The 20,274-nt window shown below is 70.1% G+C and carries 20 protein-coding genes; 5 read left to right on the forward strand and 15 right to left on the reverse strand.

Annotated features, from left to right (window positions below; all coding sequences use genetic code 11):
- Positions 1–113: 113 nt before the first annotated feature.
- From ACXJMZ_RS02435 to ACXJMZ_RS02450, 4 genes are all read right to left on the reverse strand, one after another.
- Positions 114–968 (reverse strand): ABC transporter permease, encoded by an 855-nt coding sequence (locus ACXJMZ_RS02435; protein ID WP_057236844.1) that lies wholly within the window; start codon positions 966–968, stop codon positions 114–116.
- On the reverse strand, positions 965–3,667 hold the full coding sequence (locus tag ACXJMZ_RS02440; protein WP_457028291.1) for an alpha/beta fold hydrolase: 2,703 nt from the start codon (positions 3,665–3,667) through the stop codon (positions 965–967). Before ACXJMZ_RS02440 ends, ACXJMZ_RS02435 begins: the two co-directional genes overlap by 4 nt.
- Before the next feature lie 134 nt (positions 3,668–3,801).
- Positions 3,802–5,313, reverse strand: coding sequence for a pyridoxal phosphate-dependent decarboxylase family protein (locus ACXJMZ_RS02445; RefSeq protein ID WP_457028292.1), 1,512 nt, complete (start codon positions 5,311–5,313; stop codon positions 3,802–3,804).
- A gap of 285 nt (positions 5,314–5,598) precedes the next feature.
- Positions 5,599–6,315, reverse strand: coding sequence for a carbonic anhydrase (locus ACXJMZ_RS02450; protein WP_457028293.1), 717 nt, complete (start codon positions 6,313–6,315; stop codon positions 5,599–5,601).
- A 234-nt stretch (positions 6,316–6,549) separates the two neighbouring features.
- Between ACXJMZ_RS02450 and ACXJMZ_RS02455 the strand changes: the two genes are divergently transcribed.
- The 5 genes from ACXJMZ_RS02455 (at position 6,550) to ACXJMZ_RS02475 (ending at position 9,635) form a co-directional block, all read left to right on the forward strand.
- Positions 6,550–6,744 (forward strand): hypothetical protein, encoded by a 195-nt coding sequence (locus ACXJMZ_RS02455; RefSeq protein WP_457028294.1) that lies wholly within the window; start codon positions 6,550–6,552, stop codon positions 6,742–6,744.
- Entirely contained in the window at positions 6,744–7,091 is a 348-nt protein-coding gene (locus ACXJMZ_RS02460) for an ArsR/SmtB family transcription factor (protein WP_457028295.1), read from the forward strand. The genes ACXJMZ_RS02455 and ACXJMZ_RS02460 overlap by 1 nt, the downstream gene beginning before the upstream one ends.
- Positions 7,088–8,800, forward strand: a complete 1,713-nt coding sequence (locus ACXJMZ_RS02465) for a SulP family inorganic anion transporter (protein WP_457028296.1) — start codon at positions 7,088–7,090, stop codon at positions 8,798–8,800. The genes ACXJMZ_RS02460 and ACXJMZ_RS02465 overlap by 4 nt, the downstream gene beginning before the upstream one ends.
- 156 nt (positions 8,801–8,956) lie before the next feature.
- Complete coding sequence (locus ACXJMZ_RS02470; protein ID WP_457028297.1) at positions 8,957–9,343, forward strand: VOC family protein; 387 nt, start codon at positions 8,957–8,959, stop codon at positions 9,341–9,343.
- Positions 9,324–9,635, forward strand: a complete 312-nt coding sequence (locus tag ACXJMZ_RS02475) for a DUF488 domain-containing protein (RefSeq protein ID WP_457028317.1) — start codon at positions 9,324–9,326, stop codon at positions 9,633–9,635. Before ACXJMZ_RS02470 ends, ACXJMZ_RS02475 begins: the two co-directional genes overlap by 20 nt.
- 10 nt (positions 9,636–9,645) lie before the next feature.
- On the opposite strand, the gene ACXJMZ_RS02480 is transcribed toward ACXJMZ_RS02475, so the two are convergent.
- From ACXJMZ_RS02480 to ACXJMZ_RS02530, 11 genes are all read right to left on the reverse strand, one after another.
- A complete protein-coding gene (locus tag ACXJMZ_RS02480; protein WP_457028298.1) occupies positions 9,646–10,860 on the reverse strand; it encodes a glycoside hydrolase family 64 protein in 1,215 nt (404 codons plus the stop codon).
- 475 nt (positions 10,861–11,335) lie between these two features.
- On the reverse strand, positions 11,336–11,692 hold the full coding sequence (locus ACXJMZ_RS02485) for a toxin-antitoxin system YwqK family antitoxin (RefSeq protein WP_457028299.1): 357 nt from the start codon (positions 11,690–11,692) through the stop codon (positions 11,336–11,338).
- A gap of 80 nt (positions 11,693–11,772) precedes the next feature.
- A complete protein-coding gene (locus ACXJMZ_RS02490) occupies positions 11,773–12,222 on the reverse strand; it encodes an immunity 49 family protein (RefSeq protein ID WP_457028300.1) in 450 nt (149 codons plus the stop codon).
- A gap of 179 nt (positions 12,223–12,401) precedes the next feature.
- Positions 12,402–12,617 carry a hypothetical protein gene (locus tag ACXJMZ_RS02495; RefSeq protein ID WP_457028301.1) on the reverse strand — a complete coding sequence of 72 codons (216 nt, stop codon included), beginning with the start codon at positions 12,615–12,617 and terminating at the stop codon, positions 12,402–12,404.
- A 97-nt stretch (positions 12,618–12,714) separates the two neighbouring features.
- Positions 12,715–13,116, reverse strand: coding sequence for a hypothetical protein (locus ACXJMZ_RS02500; protein ID WP_457028302.1), 402 nt, complete (start codon positions 13,114–13,116; stop codon positions 12,715–12,717).
- 417 nt (positions 13,117–13,533) lie between these two features.
- Entirely contained in the window at positions 13,534–13,893 is a 360-nt protein-coding gene (locus tag ACXJMZ_RS02505) for a toxin-antitoxin system YwqK family antitoxin (protein ID WP_457028303.1), read from the reverse strand.
- A 576-nt stretch (positions 13,894–14,469) separates the two neighbouring features.
- Entirely contained in the window at positions 14,470–15,825 is a 1,356-nt protein-coding gene (locus ACXJMZ_RS02510; protein WP_457028304.1) for an SUKH-4 family immunity protein, read from the reverse strand.
- Positions 15,822–16,220, reverse strand: a complete 399-nt coding sequence (locus ACXJMZ_RS02515) for a toxin-antitoxin system YwqK family antitoxin (RefSeq protein ID WP_457028305.1) — start codon at positions 16,218–16,220, stop codon at positions 15,822–15,824. Before ACXJMZ_RS02515 ends, ACXJMZ_RS02510 begins: the two co-directional genes overlap by 4 nt.
- A 208-nt stretch (positions 16,221–16,428) precedes the next feature.
- Positions 16,429–16,791, reverse strand: coding sequence for a toxin-antitoxin system YwqK family antitoxin (locus tag ACXJMZ_RS02520; protein WP_457028306.1), 363 nt, complete (start codon positions 16,789–16,791; stop codon positions 16,429–16,431).
- 209 nt (positions 16,792–17,000) lie between these two features.
- On the reverse strand, positions 17,001–17,810 hold the full coding sequence (locus ACXJMZ_RS02525) for an immunity 49 family protein (RefSeq protein WP_457028307.1): 810 nt from the start codon (positions 17,808–17,810) through the stop codon (positions 17,001–17,003).
- Between the two features lie 25 nt (positions 17,811–17,835).
- A partial coding sequence (locus ACXJMZ_RS02530) for a toxin glutamine deamidase domain-containing protein (RefSeq protein ID WP_457028308.1) occupies positions 17,836–20,274 on the reverse strand: 2,439 nt, incomplete at its 5' end.

The raw sequence follows: 20,274 nt of genomic DNA on the forward strand, positions 1-20,274 counted from the left end.
GGCGTGCGGGTCACTGCGAAAGTGCCTGACCATTTACGTACGGATCACCTTGCAGAGGTCGGCGTCGCAGTTCCCCGAGCCCCTGATGGCTGGGCCCGGAGCGCGGGTGTCCGTCAGGAGACCACGTCCTTGCGGGCGAAGCCGCGGAAGGCCAGAGCCACCAGCACCACCGCGTAACTGACCGAGAGCGTGACGCCCTGCAGCATCCCGCCCCACTCCAGCCGGGGCTGCAGGGCGTCCGCCCAGGCGTACTGCCAGTGCGCGGGCAGCCACTGCCGCAGATCGCCGAGTGCCGTCACCGCGTCCAGTACGCCGGTGATGATGGACAGGAAGACCGCCCCGCCGACCGCGCCCAGCGGTGCGTCCGTCACCGTGGAGAGCCAGAACGCCAGGGCGGCGATGACCAGTTCGGCCAGGAAGACGTACGCCACCGCGATCCCCAGCCGAGGTAGTGCCTCGGCCGCCGGGAGGGTCACGCCGGTCGGCAGCCGCAGGTCGCCCCAGCCGTACGCCGCCGTGCCGACCAGCAGGCCGACCAGCGGCAGCAGCAGCACCGCACCCGCCGAGAAGGCCAGCCCGACCGTCAACTTCCGGGCCAGCAGCCGGGATCGGGGCACCGGCGCGGCCAGCAGGTAGCGCAGCGAGGACCAGCCCGCCTCCGAGGCCACCGTGTCGCCGCAGAACACCGCGACCGGGATCACCAGCAGGAAGCCGGTACCCATGAACAGCAGGGTGACCGAGAAGTTGAGGCCCGAGGAGGTGGCCAGCTCGATGAAGCTGGTCCTGCCCTCCCGGCCCGGGGTGTTGCCGCCGAGCTGGAACGCCGCCAGCACGATGAAGGGCAGCGCCGCCAGTACCCCGCCCATCACCAGGGTGCGGCGGCGGCGCAGTTGGCGCACCGCCTCCACCCGCAGCGGCAGCGTCCGGCGGGCCCGGTAGCCCGGTGCCTGTTCCACCACCGTGCTCATGCCGCACCCCCGATCAGCGACAGGAACGCGTCCTCCAGGCGGCGGTGCGGCCCGACGCCCTCCACCGGCACGCCCAACTTCACGAGCTCCGCCACCAGTTCACTCGCCGTCATCCCGTCCAGTCGTACCAGCAGGCCCTGCTCGACCGCCTCCGCCGCGCCCACGCCCGGCAGTTCGACCACCTTCTGCGCGAGCTCGGTGGCCGGCGTGGCCACCAGCAGCAGTTCGCCGCCGCCGATGATCTCGGCCACCGGCCCGGAGCTGACCAGCCGGCCCCGGTCCATCACCACCAGGTGCGTGCAGCTCTGCTCCACCTCGGAGAGCAGGTGGCTGGAGACGATCACGGTCCGTCCGGCGGCGGCGTACCGGATCATTACCTCGCGCATCTCCCGGATCTGCGGCGGGTCGAGACCGTTGGTCGGCTCGTCCAGGATCAGCAACTCCGGCATGCCCAGCATCGCCTGGGCGATCGCCAGCCGCTGCCGCATGCCCTGCGAGTAGGTGCGCACCGCGCGGTCCAGCGCCTCGCCCAGATCGGCGATCGCCAGCGCCTCCTCGAAGTGCGCGTCCTCGGCCGGGCGGCCGGTGGCCTGCCAGTACAGCCGCAGGTTGGCCCGGCCGGTCAGGTGCGGCAGGAAGCCCGCGCCCTCCACGAAGGCCCCGACCCTGGACAGCACCGGCGCCCCCGGGCGGACGGCGTGGCCGAACAGCCGGATCTCGCCCTCGTCCGGCTGGATCAGCCCCATCAGCATCCGCAGCGTGGTGGTCTTGCCCGCACCGTTCGGCCCGAGCAGACCGAGCACCTGGCCGCGCTCCACCCGGAAGCCCAGCTCACGGACCGCGTACCGGTCGGCGGAGCCGTGGTAGCGCTTGCTCAACCCGACGATCTGGAGCGGCACTTCGGCCAGCGCCGGGTCGTACCTGGCCACCTTCGTCCGCCGGAACCTGACCAGCAGCAGGGCGGCCACCGCCACCGCCAGCAGCGGCAGCAGCCAGACCCGGGCGGGCAGCGGCGCCGCCTCGGTGCGCAGGCCGTCCACCGTCGGCACGGTCAGCGGTCCGGCGAGCGCGATCCGGTAGGTGGCCGGCTCGACCGGCGACGCGTACCCGAGGTCGCTGCTGGCCAGCACCAGCCGCAGCCGGTGTCCGACCGCGAACTCGTGGTCCACGGCCGGCAGTTGGACGGTCACCGTCTTCCCGTCCGCCGCACCCGTCACCCGCAGCGGAGCGGCCAGCTGCTGCGGCAGGGTCTGCTTGCCGTCGGGATCGAGGTCGTACAGCTTCGCGAACAGCACCGCGTCCGGCCGGTCCGTCTGCACCCGGACGGTGGTGGTGGGCGCACCCGTGAGGTGCAGCGTCGAGTCGAGCGGCGCGGAGTCGAAGCTCGCGAACTGGCCAGGGAAGTCGATCGCCAGGCCTGCGCCCACCGAGGAGAGCTGGCTCAACGCTCCGATGCCGGGCAGGGCGGAGATGTTCGGCGGGGCGCCGCCGGGCGGATTGGCGATGCTCTGCTCGCGGCCGGTCAGCTCGAACGCCCGGGTGGCCGTGCCGCCCAGGCCCGGGTAGCTGTCGGCGCTCGCGCCGCGCAGCACCGCCTCGAAGCCGGTCGAGTCCAGGCCGCCGGTCCGGGTGACCCGGAAGGCCGGGCCGGTGTCGTTGTCCTGCTTCTTCAGGTAGTGGTCGAACCAGGCGGCGACCCGGCCCTCCACCCGCTCGCTGCCCTCGGTCCCGCCGTCGTGCCCGCCGGCGAACCAGTCCACCGCGACCGGTGCCCCGTTGGCGGCCACCGCCTTGGCGATCCTGTCCCCTTGGTCGAGCGGGAAGAGCGAGTCCTGCTGGCCCTGCACCACCAGCGTCGGCACCTTGATCCGCGCCGCCACCGAGGACGGGCTGGACCGGTCCAGCAGCCCGACCGCCTCGGCGTCCGCCCGGCCGGTGGTCGCCACCCGGTCGTACATCGCGCACAGCTCGTCCGAGAACCGGCCGCAGCCGACCGGGCCGTCCTGCTGCTTCGGCTGACCCCCCGTCAGGCCACCGGCCGAGCCGGTGGTGAAGAAGATCCCGGCCCACAGCTTCTTGAACACCCCGTCAGCGCCGCCCACGGCCTGCGGGAACAACACCTCGTTCAGGTTCCACCAGGTGATCTGGCTCGACACGGCGTCGATCCGGGGGTCGTACGCGGCGCCGAGCAGCGCGGCCCCGCCACCGTACGAAGCGCCGCTGATGCCCACCCGCGGGTCGCCCGGTGCGTCCAACTGCACCTCGGGGCGCTGCGCCAGCCAGTCCACCAGCCGCTGTACGTCGGCGATCTCGCGGTCCGGCGCATCCAGCCCGATCTTCCCGGTCGAGGCCCCGAACCCCCGGGCCGACCAGGTCAGCACCGCATACCCCTGCCGGGCCAGCCGCTCCGCCTGGTCCCGCTCACCGTCCTTGCTGCCGCCGAAACCGTGGGCGAGCAGCACCGCCGGGCGCGGGGTGCTGCCCGTGGTGAAGAACGAGGTGTCGATGCTGACCTGCCCAGCCGAACCGGGCACCTCCGGCATCGAGAGCCGACTCTCCTCCTGCCGGACCGACGCCTGCTCCTCACCACCGGCCGCGACTGTCACCCCGCCGACCACCAGCACCGCACCGGCCGCCGCCCCCGCGAGCCACCGTCTGCGCCCTGGCCGCCACCGACGCCACACCCCACCGAATCCCATGGTCACCGACCCTAGCCGCCACGACGGTAGGAACCCTGTAAGCCCCCCGCAGAGGACGACATCGCGCTCCTCGGCGTGGGCAGGACGCGCCCGGGCCCACTCGTTCAGGCCATCCATGGCGAGCTGCTGGTGGGTCAGCCGAGCCGGAGGTGGTCGGCGGCGGCCAGGACCTCGCGGAGGAGGGTGTCCACGTCGTCGGTGGTGGTGAGGTGGTTGCAGACGCAGGCGCGCAGGACCGTCTCCCCGTCGTGGCTGACGGTGGCCAGGTAGGCGTGACCGCGGGCCTGGACGCGGGCGGCCACCGCCGCGTGCAGGCCCGCCTCCGGGGCCCGCCGGCCCGCGTCCTGACGGGTGGTCAGGCGGAAGCAGACCACCGGCAGCGGACCGCTGGTGCACAGTTCCAGTTCGGGGTACTCCAGGACACGTTGCCGCAGGTACCGGGCGAGGTCCTGGTAGCGCTGGAGGAGGGCGACCACGCCGTCCCGGCCGAGGTGGCGCAGGGTGGCCCAGAGGGTGAGGGCGCGGGTCCCGGGGCGGGTGAGTTCGATCGTGTAGTCGGACATCCAGGGCCAGTCCTGGTCACCCTCGAGGTAGGACGCGCGGAAGGTGAACGCGTCGCGCAGCCGGGAGGGGTCGGTGACGAGGGCGGCGCCGCAGCCGACGGGGACGGACAGGGCCTTGTGCGGGTCGACGGTGAGGGAGTCGAGGCCCGCGACACCTCGGTAGGAGGGGGCCAGTTCGGGGACCAGGGCGCCGAGCCCGCCCCAGGCGCCGTCGCCGTGGTGCCACATGCCCGCCTGGTGGCAGACCCGGGTGATCGCTTCGATCGGGTCGACGGCGCCGCTCGCGGTGCTGCCGAGGTTGGAGACCACGCAGAACGGCAGCAGGCCGGCCGCGCGGTCCGCGTCGGCCATCGCCCGCAGGGCGTCGACGTCCATGCACCGGTCGGCCGTGGTGGGCACGGCGCGCAGCCGCCAGGGCGGCAGGCCGATCACCGCAGCCGCCTTCGCGACCGACATGTGGGCCTGGTCGCTGTGGTAGGCGACGAGACGCGCATGAGCCTGGTCGTAGGCGGGGCCGTCGGTGGCACCGCGCTGCCGCAGGAACCAGGTACGCGCGGCGCCCAGGCAGAGCAGGTTGGCCATCGAACCGCCACTGGTGAGCACGCCGCCCGCGGTCGGCGCGAGGCCGGCCAGCGCGGCCAGGTCGCGCAGCACCCCGCGTTCGAGGTCCATCAGGGCGTGCTCGCCCATGCCGCAGGTCGCGTTGACCGCTGTGGCCAGCAGCTCGGCGATCACCCCGGCCGGGGACGGCGGCGAGTTGATCCAGGCGAAGAAGGCGGGATGACCGTTGCCGGTCGGGTACGGGGCAATGGCCCGGTCGACGAACTCCAGCAGCGCGCCGAGGTCCTGACCGTCCTGCGGCAGCGACCCGGCGGCCATGGCCTGCCGGTGCTCCGGCGGGACGGGCCGGGTCACCGGACGCTGCGCGATCCCCTGGAGGTAGTCGGCGACCCACTCGGCGGCAGCTGCCAGTTCGTCCCGGAAGACCTTCGGGTGCACGGCCAACGGCCCGGTGCCGGACTCCGGCCAGGCCGAGGCCGAGGCCAGGTGAGCCGGGCCGTCGGTCTCTGACGGTGTGCGCATGGGCTGGCTGCACCTTCGCTCGGGGTGTCGGCCGGACGGCCATGATCCAGAACGACGGCCGCGCGCGAAGGTAACGGCCTGCGGTTTCCCTGGTCACGGCAACTCCACGCACACCTGCGCACGGGCGTGACCTGGTGCGGTCAGGCCTGGATCCGGGTGACCGCCGGGGGTCGCCAGGAGCCGTCGAGGGCGGCCGGGTCGGGCCAGTAGGCGGCGTGAGGCGATCTGACGTGGAGTCAGGACCTGCCGGGTACCCGGTGAGGTCGTCACCGTCTCCGGCCGGCGTTACCCGACGGTGAAGTCGACGACGCCCGTGTCGAGGGAGTAGTAGGCCCCGACGACCTGGGCTGCGCCGTCGGCTCCGCTCAGCAGCGGGTCTCTCCTGAGCTGGGCCGCGATGAGCCTGATCTGCTCGCGCACGGTGTTGTCGATCTGGTCTCCGGGCAGGTTCCTCGCCGAGTGGTAGGCGGGGGTGAGGGCGTCGACGATCTTCTGGAGCCGCCCGGGAACGGTCGATCCGCTGTTGAGGGCCCGGACCGCGGTCGTCACCGCGCCGCAGCGTTGGTGGCCCAGCACCAGGACGAGCGGGGTCCGGGCCTCCTCCGAGCCGTAGTCGGACGCCCCCTCGATCAGGTCGTCGTTGGTCTGGCCGGCCGTCCGCACCACGAACAGGTCCCCGAGGCCGACATCGAAGAGCGGCTCGGGCGGTACGCGGGAGTCGATGCAGCTGAACACGGTGGCCAGCGGGCGCTGCTTCGCGGCCACTTCCGCTCTCCTGGCCACGCTCTGATGGGGATGGGCCGCGGTCCCGGCCGCCCAGCGTGCGTTGCCCTCGTGCAGGATCTGCAAGGCCTGGGCCGGGGTGAGTGGACCTGAGCCCGCCTCGGTCGGCGGCTCGGCCGAGCGGCGCCGGTCGGGGCTGCGGGCCGGGACCGCTCCGCGCACCGGCGCCAGCACGAGCAAGGTCGCGCCGGCCAACACCAGGCGCCGCCGGGGCAGCATCGTCAGTACCTCCTGGATCGCACCCGCATCTGATCCGGAGCGTACGGACCCGGTCCTTGGCGGAGCGGAGAGTGCACACTGCCGACCGAAATCGGACGCTTACGGACCGGTCATGGCTTGCAACGACTGTAACTTGAAGAATTCTTCACATTCATAGATGCTTCTTTCGTCACCACGTGACCACGTGGTGCAGGTGCGGCCGAGCCGGGAGGCGACGGCACGGGGAGGACGGCTGTGAGCGAGATGTTCGACCAGGAGCTGCGCGAGCAACTCGCCCAGGCCCGCCAGGAGCTCGCCCGGGCAAGGGCGGCGGGCGACGAGGACGGCGCGCAGGCGTACGCCGGGCGGGTGGCAGGGCTGCTGCGGCTCGCCGCCCACCACGGTATCCAGTTGGCGCACGAGGCCGCGGAAGAGGAAGGCGAGAGCTGATGGCCACACCGCTCTACCAGGCGAAGGCGGAGTTCTTCCGCACCCTCGGGCACCCCGCCCGGATCCGGGTCCTGGAGATCCTGCAGGACGGCCCGCGCCCGGTCCGCGACCTGCTCGCCGAGATCGAGATCGAACCCTCCAGCCTCTCCCAGCAGCTCGCCGTGCTCCGCCGTACCCAGATGGTCACCGCCACCCGCGAGGGCAACACCGTCGTCTACGCCCTGAGCACCCCCGACGTGGCCGAACTGCTCCGGACCGCGCGCCGCATCCTGACCGAGATGATCACCGACCAGGGCGAACTGCTCGCCGAACTGCGCGAGCAGAACACCGGGTCGAAGAGCGCATGAGCACGACCGCCACCGCCGCACCGCTCGGCCGGGTCCGAGCACGGGTGCGCGCGGTGCTGCCCGACCGGACGATGCTCGCCTCGATGGGCCGCTCCCCGCGCAAGGACCTGATCGCCGGCCTGACGGTGGCGATCGTCGCCCTGCCGCTCGCACTCGGATTCGGGGTCGCCTCCGGTGCCGGAGCCGAAGCGGGCCTGGCCACCGCCGTCATCGCCGGCGCCCTGGCCGCGGTGTTCGGCGGCTCGAACTTCCAGGTCTCCGGCCCGACCGGTGCGATGACCGTGGTGCTGGTGCCGATCGTCCACGGGTTCGGCACCTCCGGGGTGCTGACGGTGGGTCTGCTGGCCGGCCTCCTGCTGATCGCCCTCGCGCTGGGCGGGGCGGGCCGGTTCATGCCGTACGTGCCGGCCCCGGTGGTGGAGGGCTTCACCCTCGGCATCGCCGGTGTCATCGGCCTGCAACAGGTCCCCGCCGCCCTCGGCGTACAGCCCGGCGAAGCCCGGAACGTGGCGGTCGCCGCCGGGCAGGCGATCGCCGACTTCGCCGACCACCCGACCCTCCCGACCCCGGCCCTGGCCGCCGGGGTGGCCCTGGTCATGCTGGTCGGCGCCCGCCTGCGGCCCGGGGTTCCGTTCTCCCTGCTGGCCGTGGTCGCCGCGACACTCGTGGCCACCCTCGCCCACCTGGACGTGGCGACCATCGGACACCTGCCCGCCGGACTGCCGCTGCCCTCCCTCGGCTTCCTCGACGTCGGCGCCGTACCCAGCCTGGCCACGGCGGCGCTGGCCGTCGCCGCGCTGGCCGCGCTCGAGTCGCTGATGTCCGCGACCGCCGCGGACGCGATGAGCGTCTCCGAGCGGCACGACAGCGACCGCGAACTGTTCGGGCAGGGCCTGGCCAACATCGTCGCCCCGCTGTTCGGCGGCGTCGCCGCGACCGGCGCGATCGCCCGCACCGCCGTCAACGTCCGCTCCGGTGCCGCCTCCCGCCTCGCCGCCCTGGTGCACGCCGCCGTCCTCGCGCTGGTGGTCTTCGCCGCCGCCCCCCTGGTCTCCGGAATCCCGCTCGCGGCGCTGGCCGGCGTACTGATCGCCACCGCGATCCGCATGGTCGAGGTCGCCTCGCTGCGGGCGCTGGCCCGCAGCGGCCGCGGGGAGGCTGCCATCCTGCTCCTGACCGCCGCCGCGACGCTGGCCTTCGACCTGGTGACCGCCGTCATCGTCGGCCTGGTCGTCGCCAGTGTCCTGGCGCTGCGTCAGGTCGCCCGCGCCGCCACCCTCCAACAGGTACCGCTGCACGACGGTGCCGGCCCGGGAGACCACCACGAGGAGGAACAGGCGCTGCTCGCCGAGCACATCGCGGCCTACCGGATCGACGGGCCGCTGTTCTTCGCCGCCGCCCACCGCTTCCTGCTCCAGCTCGCCGAGACCACCGACGTCAAGGTCGTCGTACTGCGCCTCTCCCGGGTCAGCGCCATCGACGCCACCGGCGCCCTGGTCCTGGGCGACGTCATCGCCAAACTGCGCCGCCACCACGTCCTGGTGCTGGTGTCGGGCGCCCAGGACGACCACCTCAAGACCCTGGACGCCCTCGGCGTGCTGACCGAACTACGGGACGAGGGCCGGGTGTTCGCCGCGACGCCGGAGGCCATCGCGTACGCCCGCAAGTACCTGCACACCACCGGCGCCATCAGCGGGCCCACCGCATGAGACCGTCCCGCTCGAAGACCCTCTGCCCTGGAGCCGACCGGTGAGAGGTGGCCGGCCCTACCGCCGCAGCCGGGACCGGAATCCGCCGGCGGTCGGCTTCACGCCACCCCACATATCCTCTGGACGATCATCTGACCGGGCGTCATAGTGTCCGCCATGGCTTCTCTTGTACATCATGTGACCATCGACTGCGCCGACACCTACCGGCTCGGTTCGTTCTGGGCCGAGGTCCTCGGCAGCAAGCTCGCCGACGACGACAAGCCCGGTGACCCCGAGGCCCTCATCGTGGGTGACCGCATCGACCTGCTCTTCGTCGTCGTCCCCGAGGGCAAGGCTGCGAAGAACCGCCTGCACTTCGACATCCAGCCCAGCGACCGCACCCGCGACGAGGAGGTCGAGCGCCTGCTGGCCATCGGCGCCACCCTGGTCGCCGACCGCCGCCGCCCCGACGGCAGCGGCTGGGTCACCCTCGCCGACATCGAGGGCAACGAGTTCTGCGTCGAGCGCAGCGCTGCCGAACGCGCTGCCGCCGCCACGTCCTGACACCCCGTCGGGGGGGGGGGGGGGCTGGCCGAAGCCACTCACGCCCTCCACCGAGCTCCGCCGCTGGTACCACGACGGCGGCGACTTCCCCACCTTCCGCTCGCGCTACCTCGCCGAGCTCTCCACCCCCGAGGCCCAGGCCGAACTGTCCTCCCTGCGCGCCCTGTTGTCCGCCGGCCCGGTCATCCTGCTGACCGCCTCCAAGGACCTCGACCACAGCCACGCAGCCGTCCTGCGCGAACTCCTCACCGAGGCGGCCCCGCCCGCCCGAGACGACGGACGGGACCACTGACGGTGCGGCGTCAGCTCAGCGGGTCGAGCGTCATGTACGCCTGCTGCGGGCTGCCGTCGTGGACGAGCGACTCGTGGTGGCCGACGTCGTCGAAGGCGAAGGCGTACGCGTTGCCGTCGGCCATCTGCGCGTGGATCTTCCGCGCGTAGTGGTTGGTGACGGTGTCCTGGTAGAAGCCGGCGGCGCTGGTGTCCGGCTGGTTCGGGTTGGTGATCAGCGTGGAGCGGTTGTAACCGGCGCACAGGGTACGTGAGATGGGGCCGCGGACCAGGTCATTGGGGGCGTCCAGCAGCTTGTAGCAGCCGAAGATGCTGTCGGAGTCGGGCTTCTGGAAGCTCGTGACGACGGCCCCGGCGCTGTTGGTGAAGTTCATCGTGTTGCCGGAGACCCGCCCGAAGTACTTGGTGCCGGGCTGGTCGGCGAACGGCGTGACGGTCAGCGTGGAGGTGGCGTACTTGCTCCACACCCGGTTCACGTAGTCGTTCATCGCGGTGGCCGGCAGTGCGCCGGACTCGATGCCGTGGCCCGGCGCGAGCGCCCGCAGGACGGTGCCGTCCGACCTGGTCTGGATCAGGTTCGCCCAGCCGCCCGGCTGACCCTTGAGCGCGTTGTAGAAGCCCTGGTAGCCACCGGACTTGAGGTGACCGGTGCTCGTGACGGTGCCGTTCGGCGCCTTCACGCCGACGGCGTACGGCACGGAGAACATGTCGACCTGGGTGCTGTTGATCCACAGCCCGGAGTCGTTGAGCGTGTACTCCGACCAGTTGAAGAGGATGTTGCGGTTGGGGTCGCTCGGGTTCTGCACGGCCGGCTGGACCAGGCCGCCGGTGGTGAGCTTGAAGACGAGCTTCTGCCCGTACGAGAAGTAGATCCGGCCGGAGAACTTCGGCATCCGGATGGTGCTGGTCCCGCCGTTGCCGGGCCCGGCGATCGACGCGTCCGGCGCGGGCACGGGCGGGTTCGCCCCGCCCGGCCAGGCGTGGAACGTGCCGTTGGCGTCGGCCCAACCCTGCTGACCGGTAGTCAGGAGGGTGCCGAGGTTGTAGATGTACACCGGCTCGGTGCGCCCCGAGTTGTTGGTGAACGTGAGCGGGATGGTGGTCGGCACCGCCGCGTCGGCCTGCTCCGCGGGAAGCGCCAGGGTGATCCCGGCTGCCGCCGTCACGGCGGCGGCCAGGGCGACTGCGCCGATCGTGCGGCGTGCGGGTGCTCGTCTCGTGCCCATGGGGGTCGTTCCTCCAGGTGGTGGGGTACCACCGGACTGCCGGGACAACCGGCGAATGGGCCGGAAGGAGGGGCGACAGCCCGGCAGCGGTGGTGACGCCGCACTCTGAGAGCGCTCTCAGAATGCTGCCCGCCGACCGGACATGTCAATGGTCCAGACATGAGCACCGCTGAGCGACACCACCGTTCCGATGGAACGAATACGACGAGACGTCGCCCTGAACCTCCGTCAGCACGAGTCCGGCGAGCGGCTCGGGTTCCGGTTCTCCACGCCCGGGCCTGGCGGTGGCTGACTCATCTTCACGGTTCGGCCGGGTCTGTGAAGGACGCCCCGCTGACGAGCTGCGGAGCGCCCTCTACCGACGGGAGAACCTTTCGGACACCGACCCAGAGCACCCCTCGAGGAGGTTTGCAGCTCACTGGCCGGTACGTCAGGCCGTACGACCCTCATGGCGTTCAGCCGTCACTACGACGGCTCACTTTTCCGACGACGTCCAGGCTCGGGTCTGCTGACCCTGCTCGTCCCAGGCGTAGGAAGCAAGCTTGCTTCCCGACGCCGAGTACAGCTTGCGGGACTCCAGCCGCCCATTCTCGTGCCAGGCCAGGACCTCGCCGACGAAGGCGCCGTTGACGAACTCCCCCTGTGCTCTCGGGCTCCCGTCCAGGTACCACAACCGCCAGGGGCCGTGCAGCAACCCGTCGCGGTAGGTCTCCAGCGAGACCGGGTCGTCCGCAGAACCTTCGAACACCTCACCCGTGAACAGCTCCCCGTCGTAGTACAGGCGTTGCTCCCCGTCCATGTCGATCGCCGGGTCGTTGATGTCAATGCGCATCAAGGTAATCGCCTCAAAACCGTCGCTCTGTCAGATCCGGTACTCGCCGCCCAGTTTGCAGGTCAGACGGCCGCAGACATTCAGGCTTCGTACCACCCGACCCAACTGCGCAGCAGCAGATTCTTCGGCAGGTAATCCGACTCCACCTCGACCGTCAGCCCGGAATCGTGCGCCAGGCACGCGATTCCCAGCAACGACAGCGCGACCAACCCGTTGGAGTCCTCCACCCGGTCCTCGTCCGCCGTCCAGTACTCCCGGTGCAGCTCCAGCCCACGGGCCAACGCCGCGTTGAACTTCTTCCCATCCCGCTGCACCAGCTGGTGGAACGCGGCGATCGGCGGACACAGCAGCTTGAGCAGCACCTCATGATCCGCCACTCGCACCACGTCGGGGTCCGCGCCCTCGATCGCCTCCGACAACCGCTCTATCAGCTGCGGCCCTTGGCGCCGGTACGCCTGCAGGGCTCCCACCCACGCATAGATGTACTCGTCGAACTGCGCCCCGGAGTCCCGCAATAGCGCGATCGGCACCGCGGCTCCCGACAGATGACAGACAGCCAGAACGCATCGACCCAGGACCCGGCATCCGTGAAGTACTGCAACCCGATCCCCGGAATCCGCCGGGCCCCGTGCCTACCGATCCGACACTCGACCGGTCCCTCGGCCGCGACTGTCGCAAAGACAGCCGAACTCGCCTGCATCGCACCGACCTAGGCATTCCACGTGTCGATCTCCTCGGCCTCCGGATCGAGCAGTCCCCGCTTCCGGGCCAGCGTCAGAGCCGTGCCCAGTGCACCGTGCAGGTCCCAGGCCGTCAGCGGCTCCTCGGCCAACTCCTCGGCCAGGATGCCAGCCAGCACCGCGGTCACCTGTGCAACCTTGTCCGTGTCCGGCGTATGGCGTGCCACCGTCACCAGCATGGCCATTCCCATTCCCCCTGCTCCTGGAGCACCGCGGTCGAACTGCTTCAGCGGCCGGTCGTATCGGGGAGTGCACGCTGTCCGCGCTTCCCCGCCCGGCCGGTCAGGCAGTGCCCAGGGCGTCCAGCGCAGCCGAGTCCAGTCGCGCCAACGGAGAGCGCACAGCGTTCTGGGCGACTCCCCGGAACGGGACACCCCCGAACCCGACCAGAGCGATCCCGTTCTCGCTGAAGAACTGACCCCCACGCTCGAGCAGGACGATGATCGGCTCGAAGGGATCCTCCAGCTCGGGCAACGCGACCGTGGCCCGCTCTCGGAGCTCCGCCCACCTGACGGCGTTCCGGCAGACGCGCGCCATCTTCGAATTGATCGCTCGCTCCTCGACCAGCTCGTCAAGCCATCCCTGCAAATCCTCGTCGATCTGCACCGACGGATCGACATGCTCCGCCAGGTCGATGAACGGCCATGGTCGCCCGATCTCGTAGGCCGAAGCCCAGAGGGCCATCCTGCGCACATACTCCCTCATGAGGGCCTGTCGGGAATCCGCGCACCTGTCAGCAGTCACGTCATCGTTCCACGAAATCGATGTGAATCGATCCACCGCCCGAGCAGCCAGGCCCCTATCCATCAGCCTTCTCCATCCCACTGCAGCGAGGCCAGCTTCCAACACACCGTACCCAACTCGCCTTCTGATCTGCTGTCAGGCATCCGACCAGGAGTGGATGAGCTTTCCGCTGCCGGTCCAGCTGCACTCGGCTGCACTCCGACTGACACCTGGCCAGCGTCCAGACGGCAGGACGTCACCCCGGCTCTCCTACGGACAAGGCGCCGGCTCCATCCGCCCGAACCCGGTCCGTGTCCGAGGGGCGGAATGCGACAGCCGACAGGTAGCCCAGCTCGAAAACGAACTCCGGTCTTCGGCTCACTTCACAGGCGCGGTCCAGTCTCGGGTCTGCCGACCGTCCTCGTCCCAGGCATAGGAGGCAAGCTTCTTCCCCGATGCCGAGTACAGCTTGCGGGACTCCACTCGCCCGTTCTCGTGCCAGGCCATGACCTCGCCGACGAATCTGCCGTTGGCGAACTCCCCCTGAGCCTTAGGGCTCCCGTCCAAATACCACAACCGCCAGGGACCATGCAGCCACCCATCCCGGTAGGTCTCAAGCGATACCGGAAAGTCCGGGGACCCTTCGAATACCTCACCGGCGAACGGCTCTCCGTCGTAGAACAGACGTTGCTCGTCGTCCGTTTCGATCGCTGCATCGTTGATATCAATGCGCTGCATTGCCATTACCTCGATTGCTCAGGATCCCGACACGTCCAGTGCATCCAGAGTCGCGTCGCAAATCCGCCTCCGCGCTCGAACAGCAGGATCAGCGGCTCGAACGGGTCCTCCAGTGGCGGCCTGGGCACTTCGGATCGCTCGAGCAGTGCAGCCCATTGGACGGCCGCCTGACACATGCCATAGGCAACCGGTAGCCCGACATGACGATTGAGGAAGTCCTCGAACCTGTCCATCAGAGCTTCGGGGACACGTACTGCTGGGTCCACATAAGCGGCGATATCGAAGAACGGCCACTCCTTCGCTGCCTGATACCGGTCCGCCCAGAGCGCAGATCTGCGGAGATATTCCCGCATGAGCGCAGCACGTGAATATGCGCAACTCATAGCCGCCTTCTAATCGGCCCAGTCAACCGCCATCAGCCGTCCGGCCATGGCCTCCGCCTGATTCTCGCTCACCTGATCTCGTAGCCTTTCTTCCGCAGTCCTTCTTTTTTCGCCTCGACAACCTTGCCGAGGTGCGACAGGTCATCGGCAAGCACTGCTCTCTCGTTCTCCGGCTTGATCGGATCAGCTGCGGCTATGCGACCAGGGTGAAGTCGTCCTCGAGTGCGAGGAACCACCACCAGTCGGTCCCCTGATCCGCTGCGGCCTCCGGGTCGATCCGGGTGAGCGCCTCGCGGACGAAAGCCAGGAACTCATAACGCTCCTCGGGCTGCCGCGCGGTGGAGACCGACAGCGCCCAACTGGTCAGGGCCTGGCAAGCGGCGAAGGCAAGCAGTGAGGTGTTGACCAGTTCCGGGCTGCCGCCTTCCGCCTGGTGCACCTGACCGTTGGCATGGTCGACGCAGAGCGCCGTCTCACCGTCGGCGGAGAGCGCGATCACGGTGAAGCCAGCGTGGTATTCCTCCGCCGACTCACCCTGCTCGGTGAGGTGTTGCTCCAAGGTCGCCAGTCTCTCCAGGCATCCGAAGGTCTCCTGCCAGAAGACCGGGAACCCGGGCAGCCCCAACGTGCACAGCACATGCACCACGTCCGCCCGCCCGGCCAGCGGGCCGAGCCGGCCGGGATCCGCGTACGCGACACCACCCTGGTAGTACGGGACGATGTCGTCGGCCCTCAGTTCACCCTGCCCCCACCAGGCTTCACGGGGTGTCAGCCCCGACGGGGTGGCCCAGTTCTCCGGCCGGGCTCCGGTGACCCGCTCCGCCGGAGCGCCGAAGCTGATCACAGCCGCCCCGCTGTGGCCCGCCAGTAGCAGCCTCCCGCCCGGCAACGGGTGGGCGAGAGCACCGGGGTAGGTCGAGCAGAGTGGGAATACCGACTCCTCCGAACTCGACGTGCTCCGAATCCGGACCTTCAGCAGATCGAAGCTCTCCTCCAGCACCTCGACCGCAAATCCCGGATCAGCGGACGGATACTCCGGGACTCCAGCCACCTCCGGAAGCTCGTCCACGGCCTCGCCGATCTGCTCGCCGTCGGGAAGGGAGTACCACCGACAGCGCTGGTCGTGGGCGGAGTGCAGACAGACCTCACCACCCGCCCCGTCCGGAGTCGAACGCCAGCCGACCACCTGGACTGGACCGGTCCACCCTGGCGCGAACTCCCGGGTGTCGAACAGCCCGAGCGGCCGCCAGCGGGCCCAGTCGGCCCGCCAGGGCAGCGGCAGGGCCAACTCATCCAGGCCGGCCACCAGCTCAGAATCGCCCCAGGCCTGAGCAGCGAACCGGAGCCGGGACGCCCACTCGGCGACCCCGCACCGAAGATCCTCCCGGTACAGCCGGACCGCCTCCGCCACCGCACCACACCGCCGCCGGGCGGCCTGGTCGGCTACCGGGCCGCCCGCCGCCGCGACCGCCTCGGCCAGGGCCTGCCGGTCGGACAGCAGCAGGCCCCGGACGTCCGCCAGCCACTCGTCCAGTCGACCGGCGGTCATTGCATGCTCCGCTGCGGGGCTACGCCCGCTGCTCCGGCTCCGGATCCGGCGGTCCAGGAGCGGGTCTCCCGTCCGTCCTCGTCCCAGGCGTAGCCGGCCACTTCCCTGCTCGTCTCCGTGAACAGCCTCCGGGACTCCAGCCGCCCGTTGGCGTGCCACGCCAGCACCTCGCCGACAAGACCGCCGTGGACGAACTCCCCCTGTGCCTTCGGGCTGCCGTCCAGGTACCACAGCCGCCACGGACCGTTGAGCCACCCGTCCCGGTACGTCTCCAGCGAAGTCGGGTCGTCCAAGGCTCCTTCGACCACCTCGCCCGTGAACGGCACCCCGTCGTAGGTCACACGCTGCCCCTCGTCCATGCCCACTGCTGGATCACTGATGTCAACGCGCTGCACGGCAGTAGTCCCTGTCGAGATGTCAGGCGCCGTACTCACCGACCCAGCTGACCAGCAGCATTCGGGGGCAAAATGTCACCACTGAAGCCCATCGGTCCTTCCATCATCCCGGCTGGTCGGACGCAGCCGGCAGCTCAGGTCTGGTACTCGCCGAACCAGCTGCGGCGCAGCAGGTGCTTGGGCAGGTACTCGGACTCAACAGTCACCGTTACGTCGTTGTCGTACGCCAGGCAGGCGATGGCGAACCGACCGTCTTCGTCCCGCTCGTAGGAGGACAGCTTCTTCCCTGTCTCCGAGAAGACCTGCGGGACTGCAACCTGCCGTTCTCGTGCCCGGCCAGGACTTCACCAATGAACCTGCCCTTGACGAACTCTCCGTGCGCCCGTGGGCTACCGTCCAGGTGCCAGAGCCGCCACGGCCCGTTGAGCCACCCGTCCCAGTAGGTCTCCAAGGAGATCGGGTCCTCGATCGACCCCTCGACCACCTCACCGGTGAACGACTCGCCGTTGTGGTAGAGGCGCTGGTAGTCGTCGGTCTCGAGATCGAGGTCATTGGTGTCAACACGCTGCATCGAAGTAATCCCTGTGGCGGCCCGAGCGATTCATTACCAGCGGCAGCAGTCATCGTGGGCCGAGTTCAGGCAAACCTCGCCCCCTGCCGGAGCCGAACGCCAGCCCACCACCTGGACCGGACCACCCCGATGCGAATGCCGGACCTCCGTCACCATGCATCGGCAGGCTCACCTCCGGTTCCAGCGGTTCATGACGGGCCCCGGAGCCGTCAGGCGTCGTACTCCCCGACCCAGCTACCCAGCAGCAGGTGCTTCGGCAGATACGCCGACTCGACTTCGACCGGCAGCCCCGCGTCGTGCGCCAGGCAGGCGATCGCCAGCAGAGGCAGCGAGACGAACCCGTTGGAGTCCTCCACCCGGTCCTCGTCCGCCGTCCAGTACTCCCGGTGCAGCTCCAGTCCACGAGCCAACGCCGCGTTGAACTTCTCCCCGTCCCGCTGCAGCAGCTGGTTGAACACGGCGATCGGCGGATACAGCAGCTTGAGCAGCACCTGACGATCCGCCACCCGGGCCACCTCGGGGTCGGTACCTTCGATCGCCGCCAGCAGCAACTCCATCAGCTCCGGCGCCTGACGCCGGTACGCCTGGAGTGCGCCCGCCCAGGCGTAGATGTACTCGTCGAACTGCGCCCCGGAGTCTCGCAGCGCTGAGATCGGCACCGCACTCAGCAAGTCCAGCCGCCGCGGCTCACGGCAGATGACAGCCAGCCAGAACGCATCGACCCAGGAACCGGCATCCGTGAAGTACTGCGGTCCGATCGCCGTAATCCGCCGGACTCCGTGCCTACCGATCCGACACTCGACCGGCTCCTCGGCCGCGACAGCCGCGAAGACCGCCGAACTCGCCTGCATCGCACCGACGTAGGCATTCCACGTGTCGATCTCCTCGGCCTCCGGGTCGAGCAGTCCCCGCTTCCGGGCCAGCGTCAGAGCCGTGCCCAGTGCACCGTGCAGGTCCCAGGCCGTCAGCGGCTCCTCGGCCAACTCCTCGGCCAGGATGTCAGCCAGCACCTCGGTCACCTGTGCAACCTTGTCCGTATCCGGCTCATGGCGTGCCACTGTCACCAGCATTGGTGTTGCCCTCCCCACCTGGAGTACCGATATCGAACTGCTTCATCAGATAGCCATCGTAGCCATTCTGGCCATCGACCTTGGCCTTGACCATGACGTAGTCCAGCTTTCCTGCCTTCCAGGCGGCTCGGAGCTTCCTGGCCAGGGCTGCTTCCGTTCCATCATCGCCCTTCCGCTCCCTCATCTGCGCGAGAATCGCTTCGAAATAGTCCGGGTGCCCCTGCATGACCTGACGGCCATTCAGCGCCTTGCGGTCACCCAGGTCAGCTGACGGGGCCTTGGCCTCGACAACGACGAACCCGCCGTCTTCTCGCTGCCAGATCTGGTCGAAGCGATTGTTGCCATCCTTCCGGTCGTCAATCCGCTCAGCCCCGGGGAAGTTTTCCGGAACGGCGTGGAACTCCGCCACACGGTCGCCCAGTTCTTCACCGGCCTTGCCCATCAGATGATGCGGTTCCTTGTGGTCCTGGCGGAGCCGCTCGTACTCCGCCTTCGCAGCCTCATCGGTCTTGTCCTGTTCGTGCTTGTTCTTTGCCTCTTCCAGAGCCTTCTCGGCAACCTTGTCCCGACCCAGCGCGGCGTCCCGCTTCTCGGCGGCCTCTTCGATCTTCTGGGCGCGCTCTCGATCTGCCGGGACTGCGGAAGCACGCTCGACCTCGGCACCATCCTTGTACGACTCGGCCGCCGGCGGCGGCGCATCCTGAGCCGCAATCCATCTGTTCGAGTCCGTCGGGTAGTCCGGGTTCTGGCGAAGCTGAGGAATCTCGTTCCCGTTTTCATCCTTCTTACCGATGCGGCGACGGTCGCCTTCACGGTTGTAGTGCTCCTTGAACCATTCAGGCTCGTTGTTGGCCTTCTCCACCTGCTTCCGGACACGCTGCCGCTCGGCCTCGTCCGAGTACCTGCCGTCTCCCTCACCATCGCTTCCGGCGGGCTCTTCGGGGGCCCGGCGGTCGTTGTCGGGGTTGTGGTCGGGGTCGGCGTGGTGGGCGGGCTCGGTCGGGTTGCGGTCGGGGTCGAGAGGGATGGCGAAGACGCCGTTGTCGCCATTGTGGAGGGGTTGGTTGCTGCGCTGGCCGGTCTGGGAGTCGATGTAGGTGACGGTGCCGTTGTGGTTGACGGCATTCCAGGCGTGGGAGCGGCCGTCCGCGTCGGTGGTGATGATGACGGCCTGGGAGCCGTGACCGTTCTGACGGAGCGTGTCCTCCAGGCGGCGGTACGCGTCGGGGCCGTCGCCCATGTCGTTGAACTTGGCGCCGAGGGCGTTCTCGATGCGGTCGCGGCCGTTGCGCTCGCCGCGGTCGGAGGGGTTGCCGTTGGCGTCGTGGTCGGGGGTGCGGGCACCGGCGGGGGKGGGGTTGCCGTCGAAGGTGTCGACGGTGGCCAGGGCGGTGTCGACGCAGTTGTTGTTGCGGCCGGGGGCGTTGGGATCGTCGCCGTTGATGGCGCCGGGCCAGTTGCCCTCGTTGGGGTCGGGGTGGCGAACGGGGGTGCCGTCGGGGTTGTGCGGGGTGGCGTCGTTGACCCGCTGGTGGTCGCGCTCGGTGGGGTCGAGGATTCCGCCCGGGCTGCCGGCAGGCCGGTCCGCGGTGGCAGGGCGGTGCGGCTGCTTGGTGTCGGCGTCGTCGGGACGGCTGGTGCCGTGGTCGGCGGGGTCCAGGCGGGAGCCGATGTCGGGCTGGGTGCTGTCCGGCCGAGCCGTGTCCGGGCGGGTGGCGTTCGAGTCGGTGGGGTCCAGGCGCGAGCCGATGTCAGGACGGGTGCCGTCCGAGCGGGTGCCGTCCGGGCGGTTGCCGTCCGGGCGGTTCGGGTCCAGGCGCGAGCCGATGTCAGGACGGGTCGTGTCGGCACGGTTCGCGTCACTGCGCGGAGTGTTCGAACCGGTGGGGTCCAGACGGGACGGTATGTCAGGGCGAGTACCGTCCGGGCGCTTGACATCCGGACGGGTCGGGTCCAGACGCGATCCGATGTCGGGGCGGGTGCTGTCCGGCCGAGCCGTGTCGGGGCGACCGGTCGGGTTGAGGCGTGAGGGGATGTCGGGGCGCGTGGTGGGGTTGGCGTAGGCGGCGCGCGGGTCGGGGCGGTTGGTGCCGGGGCCGCGGTCGGCGGCGGGGCGGGGGGTGAGGGTGGGGCCGTCGTGGTCGGGGCGGCGCTGCGGCTGGACGGTCGGTGCCGCTGTCGGGGTGGGCGGTGCGGTAGGCCGAGCGGCTGCCGGTGTGGTCGGGTTGGCGGCCGCTGGGTTGCCCGCGTGCGGCATACCGCCGGGCACGCCACCCGGGGTGGCGGCCGGGGTCGCGGTGTCCGGTGTCGGTTGCGGGGTGGGGCGGKGGTCGGGGCCGGCCTGGGGCGGCGCGGTGACGGTGGCCCCGCCCGCCGTGTTCAGGCGCGGGGCGGACGTGGCGGAGCTGTCGGG

The sequence above is a fragment of the Kitasatospora sp. P5_F3 genome (assembly GCF_054049135.1).

Coding starts and splice junctions, on each gene's coding strand:
- ACXJMZ_RS02435 (WP_057236844.1), bottom strand. CDS start 968: ATGAGCACGGTGGTGGAACAGGCACCGGGCTACCGGGCCCGCCGGACG.
- ACXJMZ_RS02440 (WP_457028291.1), bottom strand. CDS start 3,667: ATGGGATTCGGTGGGGTGTGGCGTCGGTGGCGGCCAGGGCGCAGACGG.
- ACXJMZ_RS02445 (WP_457028292.1), bottom strand. CDS start 5,313: ATGCGCACACCGTCAGAGACCGACGGCCCGGCTCACCTGGCCTCGGCC.
- ACXJMZ_RS02450 (WP_457028293.1), bottom strand. CDS start 6,315: ATGCTGCCCCGGCGGCGCCTGGTGTTGGCCGGCGCGACCTTGCTCGTG.
- ACXJMZ_RS02460 (WP_457028295.1), top strand. CDS start 6,744: ATGGCCACACCGCTCTACCAGGCGAAGGCGGAGTTCTTCCGCACCCTC.
- ACXJMZ_RS02465 (WP_457028296.1), top strand. CDS start 7,088: ATGAGCACGACCGCCACCGCCGCACCGCTCGGCCGGGTCCGAGCACGG.
- ACXJMZ_RS02470 (WP_457028297.1), top strand. CDS start 8,957: ATGGCTTCTCTTGTACATCATGTGACCATCGACTGCGCCGACACCTAC.
- ACXJMZ_RS02480 (WP_457028298.1), bottom strand. CDS start 10,860: ATGGGCACGAGACGAGCACCCGCACGCCGCACGATCGGCGCAGTCGCC.
- ACXJMZ_RS02485 (WP_457028299.1), bottom strand. CDS start 11,692: ATGCGCATTGACATCAACGACCCGGCGATCGACATGGACGGGGAGCAA.
- ACXJMZ_RS02495 (WP_457028301.1), bottom strand. CDS start 12,617: ATGGCCATGCTGGTGACGGTGGCACGCCATACGCCGGACACGGACAAG.
- ACXJMZ_RS02500 (WP_457028302.1), bottom strand. CDS start 13,116: ATGGCCCTCTGGGCTTCGGCCTACGAGATCGGGCGACCATGGCCGTTC.
- ACXJMZ_RS02505 (WP_457028303.1), bottom strand. CDS start 13,893: ATGCAGCGCATTGATATCAACGATGCAGCGATCGAAACGGACGACGAG.
- ACXJMZ_RS02510 (WP_457028304.1), bottom strand. CDS start 15,825: ATGACCGCCGGTCGACTGGACGAGTGGCTGGCGGACGTCCGGGGCCTG.
- ACXJMZ_RS02520 (WP_457028306.1), bottom strand. CDS start 16,791: ATGCAGCGTGTTGACACCAATGACCTCGATCTCGAGACCGACGACTAC.